This is a genomic window from Pseudoalteromonas sp. A3, assembly GCF_025942345.1.
Lineage (GTDB): Bacteria > Pseudomonadota > Gammaproteobacteria > Enterobacterales > Alteromonadaceae > Pseudoalteromonas > Pseudoalteromonas atlantica.
In genome coordinates, this window is record NZ_JAPCKL010000005.1 from 59,064 (window position 1) to 75,002 (window position 15,939).

General features: G+C 41.2%; 14 protein-coding genes and 1 riboswitch. Of the genes, 9 read left to right on the top strand and 5 right to left on the bottom strand.

Going from position 1 to position 15,939, the window contains the following annotated elements:
• Nucleotides 1–6: 6 nt before the first annotated feature.
• Both OIZ54_RS10765 and OIZ54_RS10770 read right to left on the bottom strand, forming a co-directional pair.
• Nucleotides 7–921 carry a ketopantoate reductase family protein gene (locus OIZ54_RS10765; RefSeq protein WP_264390389.1) on the bottom strand — a complete coding sequence of 305 codons (915 nt, stop codon included), beginning with the start codon at nt 919–921 and terminating at the stop codon, nt 7–9.
• Nucleotides 914–1,267, bottom strand: coding sequence for a VanZ family protein (locus OIZ54_RS10770; protein WP_064386896.1), 354 nt, complete (start codon nt 1,265–1,267; stop codon nt 914–916). Before OIZ54_RS10770 ends, OIZ54_RS10765 begins: the two co-directional genes overlap by 8 nt.
• Nucleotides 1,268–1,417: 150 nt before the next feature.
• On the opposite strand from OIZ54_RS10770, the gene OIZ54_RS10775 reads away from it, so the two are divergent.
• The 3 genes from OIZ54_RS10775 to OIZ54_RS10785 all read left to right on the top strand — a co-directional run bounded on the left by OIZ54_RS10775 (nt 1,418) and on the right by OIZ54_RS10785 (nt 5,067).
• A complete protein-coding gene (locus OIZ54_RS10775; RefSeq protein WP_004588518.1) occupies nt 1,418–1,900 on the top strand; it encodes a YajQ family cyclic di-GMP-binding protein in 483 nt (160 codons plus the stop codon).
• Nucleotides 1,901–2,168: 268 nt separating this feature from the next.
• Nucleotides 2,169–2,951, top strand: a complete 783-nt coding sequence (locus OIZ54_RS10780; RefSeq protein ID WP_264390390.1) for an ABC transporter substrate-binding protein — start codon at nt 2,169–2,171, stop codon at nt 2,949–2,951.
• An 86-nt stretch (nt 2,952–3,037) separates the two neighbouring features.
• Nucleotides 3,038–3,201: riboswitch (cobalamin riboswitch) on the top strand.
• Between the two features lie 36 nt (nt 3,202–3,237).
• On the top strand, nt 3,238–5,067 hold the full coding sequence (locus tag OIZ54_RS10785; RefSeq protein WP_264390391.1) for a TonB-dependent receptor domain-containing protein: 1,830 nt from the start codon (nt 3,238–3,240) through the stop codon (nt 5,065–5,067).
• 245 nt (nt 5,068–5,312) lie between these two features.
• On the opposite strand, the gene msrA is transcribed toward OIZ54_RS10785, so the two are convergent.
• The 3 genes from msrA to OIZ54_RS10800 form a co-directional block, all read right to left on the bottom strand.
• Nucleotides 5,313–5,849, bottom strand: coding sequence for a peptide-methionine (S)-S-oxide reductase MsrA (msrA, locus tag OIZ54_RS10790; protein ID WP_055252937.1), 537 nt, complete (start codon nt 5,847–5,849; stop codon nt 5,313–5,315).
• Nucleotides 5,850–5,938: 89 nt separating this feature from the next.
• A complete protein-coding gene (locus OIZ54_RS10795) occupies nt 5,939–9,046 on the bottom strand; it encodes an efflux RND transporter permease subunit (protein WP_264390392.1) in 3,108 nt (1,035 codons plus the stop codon).
• A 3-nt stretch (nt 9,047–9,049) separates the two neighbouring features.
• Complete coding sequence (locus OIZ54_RS10800; protein WP_126006201.1) at nt 9,050–10,102, bottom strand: efflux RND transporter periplasmic adaptor subunit; 1,053 nt, start codon at nt 10,100–10,102, stop codon at nt 9,050–9,052.
• Between the two features lie 246 nt (nt 10,103–10,348).
• On the opposite strand from OIZ54_RS10800, the gene OIZ54_RS10805 reads away from it, so the two are divergent.
• The 6 genes from OIZ54_RS10805 (at nt 10,349) to OIZ54_RS10830 (ending at nt 15,928) form a co-directional block, all read left to right on the top strand.
• Nucleotides 10,349–11,053: a DUF2982 domain-containing protein gene (locus OIZ54_RS10805; protein ID WP_029773870.1), complete on the top strand. Its 705-nt coding sequence runs from the start codon at nt 10,349–10,351 to the stop codon at nt 11,051–11,053.
• Nucleotides 11,054–11,073: 20 nt separating this feature from the next.
• The gene (locus OIZ54_RS10810) at nt 11,074–11,406 is read left to right on the top strand and encodes a hypothetical protein (RefSeq protein WP_024034321.1); all 333 of its coding nucleotides are present in this window, start codon (nt 11,074–11,076) and stop codon (nt 11,404–11,406) included.
• Between the two features lie 151 nt (nt 11,407–11,557).
• Nucleotides 11,558–13,213 (top strand): DUF1566 domain-containing protein, encoded by a 1,656-nt coding sequence (locus OIZ54_RS10815; protein ID WP_264390393.1) that lies wholly within the window; start codon nt 11,558–11,560, stop codon nt 13,211–13,213.
• Nucleotides 13,214–13,222: 9 nt separating this feature from the next.
• Nucleotides 13,223–13,741 carry a DUF1566 domain-containing protein gene (locus OIZ54_RS10820; RefSeq protein ID WP_096042124.1) on the top strand — a complete coding sequence of 173 codons (519 nt, stop codon included), beginning with the start codon at nt 13,223–13,225 and terminating at the stop codon, nt 13,739–13,741.
• 175 nt (nt 13,742–13,916) lie between these two features.
• Complete coding sequence (locus OIZ54_RS10825; RefSeq protein WP_024034318.1) at nt 13,917–14,834, top strand: ExeA family protein; 918 nt, start codon at nt 13,917–13,919, stop codon at nt 14,832–14,834.
• 11 nt (nt 14,835–14,845) lie between these two features.
• Nucleotides 14,846–15,928 (top strand): general secretion pathway protein GspB, encoded by a 1,083-nt coding sequence (locus OIZ54_RS10830; RefSeq protein ID WP_264390394.1) that lies wholly within the window; start codon nt 14,846–14,848, stop codon nt 15,926–15,928.
• Nucleotides 15,929–15,939 lie beyond the last annotated feature (11 nt).

Genomic DNA, 15,939 nt, shown 5'->3' on the forward strand with positions numbered 1-15,939 from the left:
CGTAATTTAGAGCGTGGTTTGTACCACGCTTTTTTTTGCCTTAATTTTAGCAAGTAGAGCATCGTTTAGCGGGGTACTGATATTTAATCGCTTACCTTGTTGGCTAATATAGCCACAAATGGCGTCTATTTCGGTTTGTCGGTTATGCGCTACGTCTTGATGCATTGAAGAGTAGTTTTCAGCGGTTAGCATCATTACGTTGTAAGCGTTGTTAAGCGCATCGGCCAGCTTAATATCAAGCGTTAAAGCATGGGCTATTTGGCATGCCTCAGTTAATAAATTAAAGATAATGCTATTAAAATAAGGGGCACGTAACTGACCATTTTTAATATCATACAGTGCGCTTAATGGGTTAATGGCAATATTTACTAATAGTTTTTCAAAACGTAGCTGCTCAATATTAGTACTGTAGCTTAGCTGCGGCACGTTTTGCAATTGCTCACACATTGCTTGGCGATAACTGTGCGCGCAAGGGTTGCAGGCACCTAATACGCTTTTACCTTCACCGGTGTGCTGTACTATAAAGTCGTTTGTTTTAAAGCCAGCCATGCTGGTGGTTAAAAAGTACAACGCTTGTCGCTTATCGAGTTGCTCATTGAGCGTTTCAACATTACCCATACCGTTGTGCGATACAATAAGTACACTACTTGGCGATAAAAAGGGTTTAACTTGCGTAAAGGCCGATTGCACCTGAAAAGCCTTTACTGCAAAAATAACAATATCAAACGCGGGCTGTTCATTAATTTGCTTAAGCGTAATAAACCGCGCATTAATTTTTTGCGAAGGCTGTTTTGCTTTGCAATAAAAGCGTGTATTTGCAGTGGCTTTGCGTGTTAACACATGAACAGAGTGAGCTTTAGATAAAAAATGGCTTAGCAATAAACCAATAGCGCCATCGCCAATAATAAGAATATTAGCCATAAGGGTTCTTTTTTCGAGGAGTAAAAATGGTTCTTAGTAAAAAGTACGTGGCCGCACCGGCAAAATCAGCAATAAAATCACCTAAAGAGGCCTGCCTGTAAGGAAGCGCATCTTGCATTATTTCTATTGCTGCACCGTAGCCCGCAAGCAAAAGTACTTGCGTGTACAGCGGTAACTTAAAGGCTTTATCCATAATGATGGCAAGTATAAAAAAAATCCCAAAGTGGGCAACTTTATCAACATGTGGAAATAAGTTCGTAACGCCGCCTTTTATTTCTTTGGCAAATAAGAGGGTAAACACCACAATACTAATCAAAAAAACTGCTTGGTAAACACGCCTTGTCACGATAAATCCTAAAACCGCTTAAAAAAGAGGCTGCAGTATATCAAACTAAATTAGTATCGCACCTGAACAACTGGCAGAAAAATGTAAAGGTTTATAATTTTAGCGTTATAATCGGCGCATAAATTTAGATTTAATAGTTAGGAGAACCCAATGCCTTCATTTGATATCGTATCAGAAGTAGAAATGAACGAAGCTAAAAATGCAGTAGATAACGCAAACCGTGAGCTAGAAACGCGCTTTGACTTTAGAGGTGTTGACGCATCAATTGAGCTAAACGACAAAACAATTAAACTAAAAGCTGAAGCTGACTCACAAGTTATGCAATTGTTTGATATTTTAGCAGGTAAAATTTCTAAGCGTGGTATGGACGTAGCAAGCTTGGAGCTGCAAGACATCACTCGTGCTGGTAAAAACGTGTTTCGTAATGTTGCACTTAAACAAGGCATTGAGAAAGACATGGCTAAAAAAGTAGTTAAAGCCATTAAAGACTCAAAAGTAAAAGTACAAGCTGCTATTCAAGGTGAAGAAGTACGTGTAACGGGTAAAAAGCGTGACGATTTACAAGCCGCTATGCAAGTCGTTCGCACTGCAGATTTAGGCCAGCCTTTCCAGTTTAAAAACTTTCGCGATTAATTAGCTAAGTGCCTTTAGTATTTTAAAGTGAAAATTTAAATGTGTGGTTATTAAATATATTAGCCACACATTTTCCCCCGTCTTAATTACAGCCTTTACTTACCCGCAAGCCTAAACCCCCTTTTACCTGTGTAAAATTACTCCACTGTTATTCCATACTCTTTTAACGTTATTTAAATGCATTATTAAACCTGCTTATCACGCAGTTGCGTATATTAGGCTATTCTTAATATCAATATTACTTAATAGCGACTGTTAAAGGCTTTAAATGCTTAAGTTTCTTATTTTTATAATTATTATTGCATGCAGTAAGTTTAGTTTTGCCAAGCCAATAAATGTAGATGTGTTGGTAGAGGACGGTTACTTTCCAATTATTATTAATGCCGAAAAAGAGCAAGGGTTAGCGCCTGAGTTTGTAAAAATACTCAATGACTCTCAAAGCGAATATAAATTTACTCTTAACTCTTTGCCTGTAAAAAGGCTCAAAAAGTGGGTCGAATGGGGTGAATTCGACATGTTGTTTTTAATGGCTATGCAATGGGTACCTGAGGTAGCAAGAAGTGCCTTACAGGAAACGAGCTTTTATGTTATTGCTAAAAATGAGTTGTATACGCTGGCACAAAATGCCCAAAAGCAAAGCTATTTCGATGACTTACATGCTTTAACAAAAGCGGGAGTATTGGGGTATTCCTATCGTTTTGCTGATTTTAAAACCGATGCACAGTATTTAAGTGAAGAACACCAAGTTAGTTTAACAATCGATGAGTTTAACGTTGTTAAAATGCTGCTATTAAAGCGTGCCGATGTAGGGGTGTTAAATAACATAGCTTATCAATACTTTAAAAGGAACAACATTTTTAATATGAACCTGCTTTATAAGAGTAATACCCCAGATGCTATATACGATACTCATTTTTTAGTTAACCCTGCGCGCAGTAAAATTACGGTAAAACAAATGGATAAGCTTTTAAATTCGTCTGAAATAAAACCTAAAATCACAGCGCTTTTAAGTTCATACGGCGTAACATCCAGCTTTACTGAAAATAAATAATTTAACCTTTAGCTATATAGACGTCCGTTGACATTTGTAAACAAACTGCTCACAATAACCGCCTATTTTCAAGGTGCTTGCTGGTTGCTAAATACAGGGTTTAAAGTATTAAAACTAACAGCGAGATAATCGGGAAGTTGGTGCGCCTTTATGATAAAAGCAATCCCAACACTGCCCCCGCAACGGTAAAGTATTAACGCATTTATGTGTTTACTGAGTCCGGAGACCGGCCTTGAAGTAATCTTACTTACTTAAATCTTTGCGGTGGGCAAAGATAGGGAACATCATGCTAAATAAAACAACTCTTGGCGTTGCTATCTCGGCTGCGCTGTCTTTTTCTGTATCTGCTGCACAAAGCCCAATTGAAAAAATCACTGTTACCGCTAATAAATTTGAACAATCAATAAATAATGTATTAGCGAGCGTTAATGTAATTGAACGCGCCGAAATAGATGCAAGCAATGTACGCGATTTACCAACCTTATTAAGCACTCAAGTGGGTTTTCAAATTAATCCTAATGGTGGCTTTGGCCAAACGTCGGGCGTGTCTTTACGTGGTACAGGTTCTGGCGATACGCTAATTTTAATTGATGGTGTACGCACGGGCTCAGCCACGCTAGGACAAAAAGCATTAAGTAACGTGCCGCTAAATAGTATTGAGAGAATCGAGATCATAAAAGGCTCGCGTGCAGCTGTGTATGGCTCAGATGCATTAGCTGGGGTTATTAATATAATAACGCGTGAAGCGAGCAATGTATCACTTGATGCCACATTTGGCTCTAACGCTTATCAAAACTATCAGCTTGCAGGTTCAGTAAAATCAAATGAAGTGGTTAGCGCATTTAATGCAGGCTTTGAAAAAACCGATGGTTTTGATGCATTACAAGGTATAGCGCCCGATGACGACAGCTATGAAAATAAAAACGTAGGCTTTAAAGTAAACTATGCAGATGCACACTACGGTAACTTTAAGCTACTAGGCCAGTACAGCGAAGGTTACGCGGATTACGATAGCAGCTTTAGCCCTGCAACGAGCACGGTTGAAAGAGGGGACTTTAAAAACTATCAACTGTCGGCGCAGTGGAGCAAAAACTACACTAACCAATCTCATGCTATAGATGTTGCTTTTGCAACCGATGATTCTGACAGCACATATGTGGACTCTTTTACCGGCGGGCCATTAACCAGTACATTTATTACTAAGCGCTCGCAAGTAGATTACAGCGGCCAATACCGCTTAACAAATGCGCTTAATATTAGCGGCGGCGTTAATTGGTATAACGATGATGTATCGCAAAGCTCGCTAGCATTTGATGAGGATAGCCGCGATGTATTAGCAGTGTTTGTTGGGGCTTATTACGACACCGACACTGTGCTTGCCAATTTAACTCTTCGCCAAGACGACGATGAACAGTTTGGTGATGAAACAACCTATACTGCGGCGGCTGGTTATCATTTATCTGAAAATTCAACATTTAGAATTAGTCAAAGCACAGGTTTTAAAGCGCCAACATTTAACGATTTATACTACCCAAATTTTGGTAATCCGGATCTCCAACCTGAAAAGTCAATAAACCGCGAGCTTGGTGTAAATGTTAATTTTGACAGTGCACAAGTCGATTTTGCAATTTTTAGAAACGATATCGAAGATAAAATTGATTACGATGAAAACTTTGCGTTAGCTAATATAAACGAAGCTCGCTATGAAGGGGTTGAGTTTAGCCTTACACAGCAAATTTTAGGTTTTGATAGCCACTTTAATTTTGCATATTTAAGTGCCGAAAACAAAGAAACCGGCGATGAGCTACGCAATGTTGCCAAGCGCACTGTTAATTGGGAGCTCGCAAAGCAATTTGGTGATTTTGATGCTCGCATTGATATGCAATACCGCAGTGATCGCGAGGGGGCAGTAACGCGCCTAGGATCGTATACACTTTGGAACCTAGCGGGTAACTATCATGTAAACGATAATATTGAGCTGTCGCTTCGTGTAGAGAACCTATTTGACAGAGATTACAATGTGGTTGACTCAAGAGCTGACTTTATAAGCGGTGAAGTATATTACTACAACACCCCAGAGCGCCGCTTTTTTGTAGGTGCAAGCTATCAGTTTTAATAGCGTTTTTTAATATACAAAAGCCCGATTTATATCGGGCTTTTTAATGTGTATTTATACCAATTCGCATTAATACTTAATCATTTTCAGGGGCTAAATGTGTCGCTATCTGCGTTAAAAAATTCTCATTTAGAACAACTAAATAGCGGATTTTTTGCCTTGCTATCAACACGTTTATCCATCCTCAAAATAGATCACTTAATTATGCGGATTGGTATTAGAATTATTTTAACAACGCAAATTAGCTAGTCAGCTAAAAACTCTTTAAATACAGTTTCAAACTTGTGTAACTTAGGCGCAATTAAAATACTACAGTAACCCTGCTGTGGGTTTTCGTTGTAGTAATCTTGATGATAATGCTCTGCTGGGTAATATGTGGTCGCAGGGCTAACCTCTGTCACTATTGGCTCGCTAATATGGTTTTGTAACTGGGCTATCATCTCATTGGTTTGACTTAATTGCGCATCGTTGTGGTAATAAACAACACTTCTATACTGTGTGCCAATATCGTTACCTTGGCGATTTAATTGCGTGGCATCGTGTAACGTAAAAAACATGCTAAGCAGTGTTTCAAAACTCACTACAGCGCTGTCAAATTCCAGTTGCACAACCTCAGCATGGCCTGTTGTACCAGAGCAGACTGATTTATACGTGGGGTTGTCGGTATGGCCGCCGGTGTAACCTGAGCTTACGTTTAGTACACCTTTTACTCGTCTGAATGCAGCGTCTATACACCAAAAACAGCCTCCACCAAATGTTGCTAGTTGTGTTGATGTGCTCATAAGTTGTCCTAATTATGTCTGTTACAGTATTAAGGCGAGCATAAATTGAATACGCCGTAACAGCAAGTTACGGCGCAGTGTAAGCTCAGTTAAATTTCTTCGCTGTCTTTTAACGGGTGAGAGTCGGCTTGCTTATTTAATTTTTGCTGTAAGAACTCTGGCGACTGTGTGTGGCGGGCTAGGGCATAATACGCTGCAGGCACAACATAAAGTGTTAGCAATGTTGATACAATAACCCCTGTAAATACCACCACACCAATTACCATGCGGCTCTCTGCGCCTGGGCCTGATGCCAATACTAAAGGCACTGCGCTCATTACCGTAGTCAGAGAGGTCATTATTATTGGGCGCAGGCGCTGTGTGGCCGCTTGCAAAATAGCCTCGCTAAATTCTACGCCTTTATCGCGCAGTTGGTTGGTAAATTCGACTATTAAAATACCATTTTTAGCGCTTAAACCTATCAGCATTACAATACCAATTTGGCTATAAATATTAAGCGTTAAGCCGGTTGCCCATAGGCCAAACATGGCGCCCATTAGGCCAAGTGGTACTGTTAGCATAATGACAAACGGGTGCATAAAGCTTTCAAATTGGGCAGCTAAAACTAAAAAGGTTACAGTTAGGGCAAGCACAAATACATAGGTCATGGCCGATGCGCCTTCGTAATATAATTGTGATTCACCTTTATAATCTACAGCGCCGTCAATGTCGTTTTCTTCTGCGGCTACTTTGTTTAAAAAGTTAAGTGCTTGTTCAAGTGTATAACCGTCCGCAAGATTAGCGCTTAGTGTAATGGCGCGCATTCGGTTATAACGGTTTAAGCGCGATGCTGTGGCCTCTTCTTTTAAGCTTATAAGGCTATCTAGTGGGACCAGTTCACCACTGCGTGATTTAAGGTAAATATTTGAAATGTCAGTAGGGTTTGTAAAGTCTTGTTTAGTGCCTTTTAAAATTACATCGTATTCTTCACCTCGGTCAATAAAGGTGGTAACACGGCGCTGCCCTAACATGGTTTCAAGCGTGGTGCCTACATCTGATACCGACACACCTAAATCAGCGGCTTTGTTTTTATCTATGCTGACTAAAAATTGTGGAAAGGTTTCTTTATAGTCGTGATCGATTCTTACCAAGCCTGGATTTTTTTCTGCGCGCTCTATAATGCGGTCGCGCCAATCAGCAAGTTGCTCGTAATCGTTACCTTGTAGCACAAACTCAATGGGGCGAGAAGAGCCACCACCGCCAATACCACGGCGCATAATAGCAAAGGCACGTACATCTGTTACTTCGGTCATTTTGGCGCTTATTTCGTCCATAACTTCCCAGGTAGAGCGTTTGCGCTTATCCCAATCGGCCATACCAACGATAGCAACACCGCCACTGCCGCCCCAGCCCGGTACGCGCACTAAAACACGGCTTAATTCGCCAGCTTCTGAGTAAGGAAGCAGGCGCTCTTCTATTTTGGCCATGTTGGCAGCGTTATTTTCATAACTTGCGCCTTCAGGGCCGCTCATCATAATAAAAAAGGTACCGCGGTCTTCTTTTGGCGTAAGCTCAGAGGGCACTTGTAAAAACAACGAGTAGCTAACAAAACCAGCAAGCACTAGGCTTATCATTAGGCCCCATTTTTTGGTCATATTTGAGGTAAGCGATTGGCGGTAACTGTTTTCAACTTTGCTAAAAACGCGGTCCATCCATTGGCTAAATTTACTTTCTTTTTCTGACGCTTTTAAAACTTTAGAGCACAGCGCCGGCGAGAGGGTAAGGGCGGTAATACTAGAGAAAAACACCGCGGCACTTACAGCCATTGCAAACTCTGTAAACAAGGCGCCAATTCGGCCATCCATAAATACTAAAGGTACAAACACCGAAATAAGCACAAGCGTTGTCGCAATAATTGCAAAGCCTACTTCGCGGGCACCTCTAAAGGCTGCTAATAAGGGAGGCTCGCCAAGCTCAATACGACGGTGAATATTTTCAAGCATTACAATGGCGTCATCTACGACCAAACCAATTGCTAATACCAGCGCAAGTAAGGTTAATAAGTTGATTGAATAACCCATGGCAAGTAAAAACATAAAGCTGCCAACAAGTGCTACAGGCACAGTAACGGCGGGGATAAGCGTAGCGCGAATATTACCTAAAAAGATAAATATTATTAACACTACTAAACCCATAGAAATGGCAAGCGTGCTATATACTTCGTTGATTGATTCTTTAATAAAAATAGACGAATCGTAGCTGTCTTGAATAGTGGTGCCCTCTGGCAAATTACGTTTTATTTTTTCAAGTTCACTGCGGGCGTTGTCTACCACTGTTAAGGTGTTTGCTTTAGCTTGCTTTACTATGCCAAGGCCAATCATGTTACGGCCGTTACCACGGAACAGGCTTTCATCGTCGGCGGCTTCTAAATGTACATCGGCAACTTCACCTAAACGCACAAGGTAGCCGTCTTCACCGCGTTTAATAACTAAGTTTTGAAAATCACGTTGGTCTTTATAGCTACGCGCTGTACGTACGGTAAAATCGCGGTCGATAGATTCAATTTCACCTGCTGGTAGCTCTACGTTTTCGCTGCGTAGGGTGTTTTCGATATCACTTGAAGTGATCCCACGAGCAGCCATGGCCTGGCGGTTTAGCCAAATTTTCATGGCGTATTGGCGCTCACCACCAATACGTACATTTGAAACGCCATCTACAACGGCTAATCGGTCGACAATAAAGCGCTGTGCATAATCGCTCAATTGCAGCGAGTTCATGGTTTCACTGTTAAGTACAAACCAAGCAATAGGACTCTCGTCGCTGTTTGACTTAGACACCTCTGGTGGGCGTACTTGCTCTGGTAGGTTATCTAGTGCGCGAGCTACTCGCTCTCGTACATCGTTTGAGGCTGCGTCAATATCACGGCTTATATCAAACTCAATAACGATATTAGAGCGCCCATTTCTGCTTGAAGAATTAATACTTTTAATGCCTTCAATACCCGATATCCGGTTTTCTAATATTTGCGTTATTTTTGTCTCGACTATTTCTGCCGAAGCACCAGTGTAGTCAGTACTAATACTAACAATAGGAGTTTCAATATCTGGGTATTCTCTAAGTGGTAGCATCGAAAAAGCCACCAAGCCAAATGTTAGCAGTAGTAAGTTAATTACTATGGCAAAAACAGGGCGTTTAACACTCGTATCTGTAATTTTCACCGATTAACCCTCAACACTTACTTTGCTACCAGGGCGAATTTTAATAATGCCTTCGGTAATCACTTGCTCGCCATCGCTAAGGCCTTCATCAATCGCTACCCAGCCGTTATTTCTGCCAGCAACATGCACTTCTACCTTATTGGCAATACCATCTTTTACTTGGTATACAAAATGTTTATCTTGCAGTGGGATCACGGCTTTTTCTGGCACCATAAGCGCCTGATTGCTACTAAGCTCCAAAGCGGTGTTTAAAAGCATACCAGGGCGTAATAATCCGGATTTATTAGCAAAGCTTGCGGTTACTTCTACACTGCGAGTAATCGAGTCGATACGAGAACTAATATGGGTCACTTTGCCGGTAAAAGTGCGCCCTGGGTAGGCATCGTTTTGAGTATGTACTTTCATGCCTAGGTTAAGTTGAGATAAATATTTTTCAGGGACTTTAAAGTCAACTTTTATAATACTAATATCATCAAGCGTTGTAATAATTGTATCGCTACTTACATAAGCACCAACTGACACTTCTCGTTTGCCTAATAAGCCAGAAAACGGCGCGGTAATTAGCATTTCATCAAGTTTGGTTTTAGCGCTTTCTAGTTGGGCTTGCGTGGCATCTACGCGAGAAAGCTGCTCTTCTAATAATGATTTAGCGGTAGATTGCGTACGAGAAAGCTCAGTAAGGCGGCTTAACTGACGTTTTTCTTCTTTTAAGTTAATGCCTAGCTCTTTTACAGCGTATTGTTCTTGCTGATTTTGCAGCTGCACAAGGCGTTGGCCTTTACTTACTAAGTCGCCATCTTCAAAATATATGTGTGTAACATAATCGCTTTGTGCGCTTTTTATATAAATTGCTTGGTTTGCGCGTGCACTGCCTATGGCTTCAATCATAACGGTGTTTTCTTGAGACGATACCGTATGAGCCATTACCTGTGTGGGTGTATCACTTGAATTAGATTGTTCACCATGGCTAGATGGCAAATATAAGTACACACTTAAAATAACAAGAAGCGTAATTAAAAATGGAAAAAGAGCTTTACCTGACTGTTTTGAATACATCGTTTTCATACCTGAAAATAAATTGTAAGTATTGTACGAAATAAGACCGTGAAAAGGCGGTTATGTGTCTCATAAATTTGTGCGTTAGGCGTAAAAATTTATGAGACTAATTACTTGTTCCCATTTAACACTAAAATTATGATAAAACGATGAAGCAACCACCGCAGTGTAAAACCTGTTTAACAATGAGAAAAATAATACTTTGGGGTATTGTTATGTTTTTATTTTATATGGCTTTTTACCAATATGGGTAAGCCAAGTTCAATAATAAAATACAGGGCGCAAGGGGCGCGCAATGGCATTGAAGTACTTACTGTAGGCAGCGTAGGTTTAGTATTTATTATGCTGTTTAATTTACTGCGCCCGGGTGAAATTAGCTTAATAGAGATTTTTTTAGTAAGCATGTGCATAGCTGCTATTTTTATTGGTTTTTTAAAAACACAGGAACCTTATTACAGTTTAGTGCTTAGTGAGTCCTTACTTGTGTATCAGCATAAGTATGGCCAGTGGCAGTTACATGTTAGTAACTTACACCACAGCGGTATTCCTAAGGTGGCTGACGGCCTTGAATACCTTGAATTAAACGCAGTAGGTTTAAAACTCAATGATATGGACGAATTTTTAAGCGCTATACACCCACGCATTGCCGGAAAACTACTGATAGAGCAGCGTAATTTATTTATGCAAGCTGTTCAAAAACATTGCAAAAATGGCAATTGCCCATCAGAATGGTTAATAGAAGAGACACAATACACCTCACCTAAAGGATTTAGCTATACTGGACTTATAGCTATGTTTGCTAACAGAGCCAAGCACCTTGAGTTGTTAACGGGATATAATTTACTGTTACCCGCAAGTGTATTAGAGACAGACATTTGGTCGTTCAGTGCCGATTTAAATAAATGGAAACGCGCACCTGAACGGTTTATAGCATCGCAAGTTGGACACTAAATGCGATAGTAGGAAAAATAATGAGCCAAGAAAGATCTTTTATAAAGAGTGGTCGCAACACCATCATCCATAAAGATAAAAAGCTTGATCTAGTCATTGTAAATGCAGAGCAGCACCCACGTATAAAGGTAACTCAAAATGGTTTGGAGCCATTTAAAGAGGACCTACCTAAAAACCGGCGTGATGCCAAAGAGCGTTACCTTGAAATTGTTAATGTAAGTAGCGCTGATATTTTTGGTGAAGAAAAACAGCTGTTGTTTATTCAGGCGCTTGATGGGCGTGAATACAAAGTAGATTACTCAAAAATAGGCACTAAGCTGTTTGTGCGTATTCATCAAGATACGTATATGTAATACCAATCCGCAATAATGCTTAATCATTTTGCGACACGTTTTCCAGCCTCAAAATGGATCACTTAATTAAGCGAATTGGTATAACTCTAAATGGCACCTTTATTGCTAGTGATTACACTATAGTAATTATTTGACATTATAGGTGCGTTTTATGAAAGCGTTTGCTTTTACTCCCCTTATATCTTGTTTTTTATTGGCTGCCTGTGGCGGTGGAGGCGGCGGTAGTGAAGACTCTACTGTTGAAACCTCGGTTAATGCCGGAACCGATCTTCAAGTTGTAGAAAAAACAGAGTTTACAATCACCGCACAAGGCTCACCAGCCGACGGTACCTTTACTTGGCAGCGCGTTAGCGGCCCATCTGTGGACGGCTTCCCGCTTGAAGGTGCAGAGCAAACAATTACTGCGCCCGATGTTAAAGCCGATAGTGAACTTGTACTATCTGTAAGCTATCAAACAGATAATGGCAGCTTAGTTAGTGACAACGTGAGCATATTTATTACCTCAAGTAATCAATTACCGCTTGCTGTTGTTAGTCAAACAGCCCCAGAAACACTGCCTTCAACCTATAACGACACCGTAACGTTAAGCGCTGAAGAGTCGAGCGACCCTGATGAAAATAGCCAAATTAATAGCTATCAGTGGCAATTAATTTCAGGCCCTGATTTAGATGTAACCGACTTTGACAACTCTACGGTAAGTTTTAGCCACCCGCTGCTTGAATCAAATACTAATTTAATATGGCAATTAAGCGTTACCGACGACGAGGGCGGCGAGGCAAGTACTGAATACAGTATGACATTAAATAAAACAGACGAGCTGGTTGTGGCCAATGCCGGAGATGACCAAAACGTTGAAGAATTTGAGGAAGTGACCTTAGATGCAAGTGAAAGTGACACCCTAACAGATACGTTTTCATGTAGCTGGCAACAATTAACGGGCAATGCCGAAACGCTGGCAAATACTAGCCAATGTACCACGACATTTTTTGCCTCCGACGTTGATTTAGATACCACGTTGAGCTTTGAAGTCACTGTTACTGATTCTAAAGGGCGCACTGACACCGATACCGTATTTATTGACGTATCACCAAAAGCATTAGGGTTAATTAACGACAGTGGCCTAGGCGAGTGTTATAACAATACCCAGCGTATCAATTGCCAAAGTAGTGACTTTCCGGGTCAAGATGCAGAGCTTGGTCGAGACAGCTTTGCCAACCAACTCGATAAAGCAGGCCAAGGTAACCTTGCGTTTGACTACACTAAGCTAAATCAGTTTGCTGATGAAGTAGCGGATGATAGTGACGACTTTACTTGTATACGCGACAACGTAACGGGGCTTGTATGGGAAGTGAAAAGTGTAGAGTCAGGTACATTACCTAATACCACCTTACGCGATGGCCAAAATCATTACTTTTGGGATTTAGGCACGACAACCTTTACCGATACCAGTACCGCTAATACCACCTGTCCAGATGATACAAGCTGTGGTGTGCAAACCTATATAAATGAAGTGAACGACTTAGATTTTTGCGGCGGTACCAATTGGCGCTTACCAACTTACACTGAGCTGTTGAGCTTAATAGATTATGGCAAGCAGGGCGAAAACGTATTAATTGATGAAGCGTTTTTTCCAAATATGCCAGAAGCAGGCGCTATAGATGATGTGAATTTACCGTACTGGACATCACAAACTGCAGCCGATGGTACCAGCTTATCGCAAGCGTACATTATCGATATGAGCAACGGGAATGACTTAGCCTACCCGAAAGAAAAATACGCGTATGTACGTTTAGTCAGAAGCCGATAGGAGAAAATCATGAAAACATGCTTACTATTTTCAATGGCTGTATTTAGCGCAAGCTTTCAACTAGTCGCAGCGCAAACGTGTTACGACGGGGCGGATACAACAACCCCAACCACTCGCTTCACCCTTAATGACGATGGCACAGTGTTAGATACAGAAACAGGCCTAATGTGGCAACGTTGTAGCTACGGACAAGTTTACGATAGCGACACTGAAACATGTACAGGCTCTTCTCCGTCACTTAATTGGCAAGAAGCACTTAGAGGCGCAGAAAACGACACCACTGCCGATTACGACGATTGGCAGGTGCCTAATGTTAAAGAGCTTGCCAGTATTTTAGAGCACAGCTGCACCGAACCAAGTATTAACGAAGAGGTGTTTTTAGGCACTAAATTGCAAAACTACTGGAGTAATACCTCAGGGGTAAGCACGATGAGCTCAGCATGGGTTTACCAGTTTGATAGTGGGCTTAATAGCTTACATGCTAAAACCAGTGACGTGTATTTACGTTTGGTGCGTTACGAAAACTAAGTAAAATAAAATAGCCAAGCACTTAGCTTTAATACAAAAGCGCCGCTAAATTTAGCGGCGCTTTTTTGTTTTACATAAATTTACGTTATTTCAATAATAAAGCGCATACAACGTTGTTACTTTGTCGTTTTTTTTGCCATTATAGGCCGAGTTTTAATGACGAAGGAACATTGCGGTGTATTTAAGCTACTTTGGCTTGAGCGAAAAGCCATTTTCGATCTCGCCCAACCCCCATTATTTATTTTTAAGCGAACGCCACAAAGAGGCACTTGCCCACTTAACCTATGGTTTAGGCGAAGATGGCGGGTTTGTATTGCTAACCGGCGAAGTGGGAACAGGCAAAACCACCATTACCCGCAGTATGTTAGAGCAACTGCCAGAGAACACTCAAGTTGCAATGATCCATAATCCGGCACTGTCGGAGCTTGAACTTTTGGCCAGTATTTGTGATGAGCTAAACATTACTTACGATGCCCAAAATGCCACCCTTAAAAGTTTAACCGACATTATTAAGCAGCACCTAGAGGCTAATAACAAAGCGGGCGGGCACACAATTTTAATTATTGATGAAGCGCAGCTCCTTGCCCCCGATGTGCTTGAGCAATTACGACTATTAACCAACATAGAAACTGATCATAAAAAACTGTTACAAATAGTCTTAGTGGGTCAACCAGAGCTTCAGGCATTATTAAAACGTACTGAGCTTAGGCAGTTAGCGCAGCGAATTACAGCACGTTATCATTTATTACCGCTCACCCAAGGGCAAACAGTTGCGTATATAAAGCATCGTTTACATATTGCCGGGTGTGATAAAGGCGTGTTTTCGCTCGATGCGATGCAAGCTGTACATCAGTTAACTGGCGGCATTCCACGCTTAATGAATTTAGTCTGTGAGCGCGCGTTAGTCGGGGCTTTTTCTAAGCAGCAGCTTATTGTTGATAGTGATATTATAAAACAATCAGCCCAAGAATCACTGCCTATGGACTTTGTGGCTGCGCAGAATAATGCGCCTAAATCCACTGGCCGTGTTTATTATTACTTAGCATTTGCTGCTTTGTTTGCAGTAGGTGTTGGCATGTCGTTTATTATATAGTTAGGTAATTTATGTCTTATTTATTAGATGCATTAAAGCAATCTCAACAAGCAGATATGAGCGCCGAGCAATATGATTTGCAGTCAGCGCAGTTAAAACAGCAGCAAGCACTTACGCGCTATAAAAAAATGGTGTGGCTACTTGGTGGCGCAATTGCAGCATTTATTGCCATAGCGGGTGGCTTTACAGCGGGTAAGTGGTTTCAAAGCAGCGCACTATTAAAAACAACCCAGCCGGTTGACGTTGTTAGCACTGATAGCAAAAAACAAAAACAAGCAGTAACAGATGAGCCAACTACAGCGCAAAATAAAGCCGAAAAGCCTGTAACATCACCGTCTTCAGAGGCTGAAAAAAATAGTAATAAAGCAACGATTGAAGGGCAGTTGGTGTATGTACAAACACCTACCGGGGTACAAAAAATGTTGCTTACCCCACAAGGGCAATATATCCCTATTAATGATAATCCGGCGCAGCAGCAACCAGGTTACAATGTGCAACCCCCTATAAATGCTAACGGGTATAATCAAAATGCGTTTAATCAGCAGACTTACAATGCACAGCTACCTAATACGCAAAGCTATAATCCACTTGCTTATAATGCACACGGCCAAAACACGCAATTTATGCAGCCACAAACACAAAATACAAGCTCAGCAGGTTTAGATATGAGCAAGTATAAAGTGCTTGGAAAACCACTGAATGGTGAGAATACCCCAAGCACGCAAGCGCCGCAAAGTAGTCCGGAGCTTGATGCTGTACCGAGTAAATTAAAAGATGCCTTTGCGCAAGCGATAAAAGACTCGGAGCAAGAACAAGATTACGAAGTAACCCAGGCCTCACGCAGCTCATCTCGAGTTAAACCGGTTGAGCTATTACCTGATGGCTTACAAGCCATGCTGCCAAGCATTAAATACCAAGCACATATATACTCTTCAAGTGCAGATAAACGCTGGATAAAGCTTAATGGCAGAGAGCTACACGAAGGGGAGAGCATAGGGGCACTAAAAGTGCGCGAAATTACCCCAGAGCAAAGTGTACTTGATTTTGATGGTTATGAATTCAGTATTAAAGCTTTGCAGGATTGGCCGCAATAAAGCGCAGCTAA

Coding starts and splice junctions, on each gene's coding strand:
- OIZ54_RS10765 (WP_264390389.1), bottom strand. CDS start 921: ATGGCTAATATTCTTATTATTGGCGATGGCGCTATTGGTTTATTGCTA.
- OIZ54_RS10775 (WP_004588518.1), top strand. CDS start 1,418: ATGCCTTCATTTGATATCGTATCAGAAGTAGAAATGAACGAAGCTAAA.
- OIZ54_RS10780 (WP_264390390.1), top strand. CDS start 2,169: ATGCTTAAGTTTCTTATTTTTATAATTATTATTGCATGCAGTAAGTTT.
- OIZ54_RS10785 (WP_264390391.1), top strand. CDS start 3,238: ATGCTAAATAAAACAACTCTTGGCGTTGCTATCTCGGCTGCGCTGTCT.
- msrA (WP_055252937.1), bottom strand. CDS start 5,849: ATGAGCACATCAACACAACTAGCAACATTTGGTGGAGGCTGTTTTTGG.
- OIZ54_RS10800 (WP_126006201.1), bottom strand. CDS start 10,102: ATGTATTCAAAACAGTCAGGTAAAGCTCTTTTTCCATTTTTAATTACG.
- OIZ54_RS10805 (WP_029773870.1), top strand. CDS start 10,349: ATGGGTAAGCCAAGTTCAATAATAAAATACAGGGCGCAAGGGGCGCGC.
- OIZ54_RS10810 (WP_024034321.1), top strand. CDS start 11,074: ATGAGCCAAGAAAGATCTTTTATAAAGAGTGGTCGCAACACCATCATC.
- OIZ54_RS10815 (WP_264390393.1), top strand. CDS start 11,558: ATGAAAGCGTTTGCTTTTACTCCCCTTATATCTTGTTTTTTATTGGCT.
- OIZ54_RS10820 (WP_096042124.1), top strand. CDS start 13,223: ATGAAAACATGCTTACTATTTTCAATGGCTGTATTTAGCGCAAGCTTT.
- OIZ54_RS10830 (WP_264390394.1), top strand. CDS start 14,846: ATGTCTTATTTATTAGATGCATTAAAGCAATCTCAACAAGCAGATATG.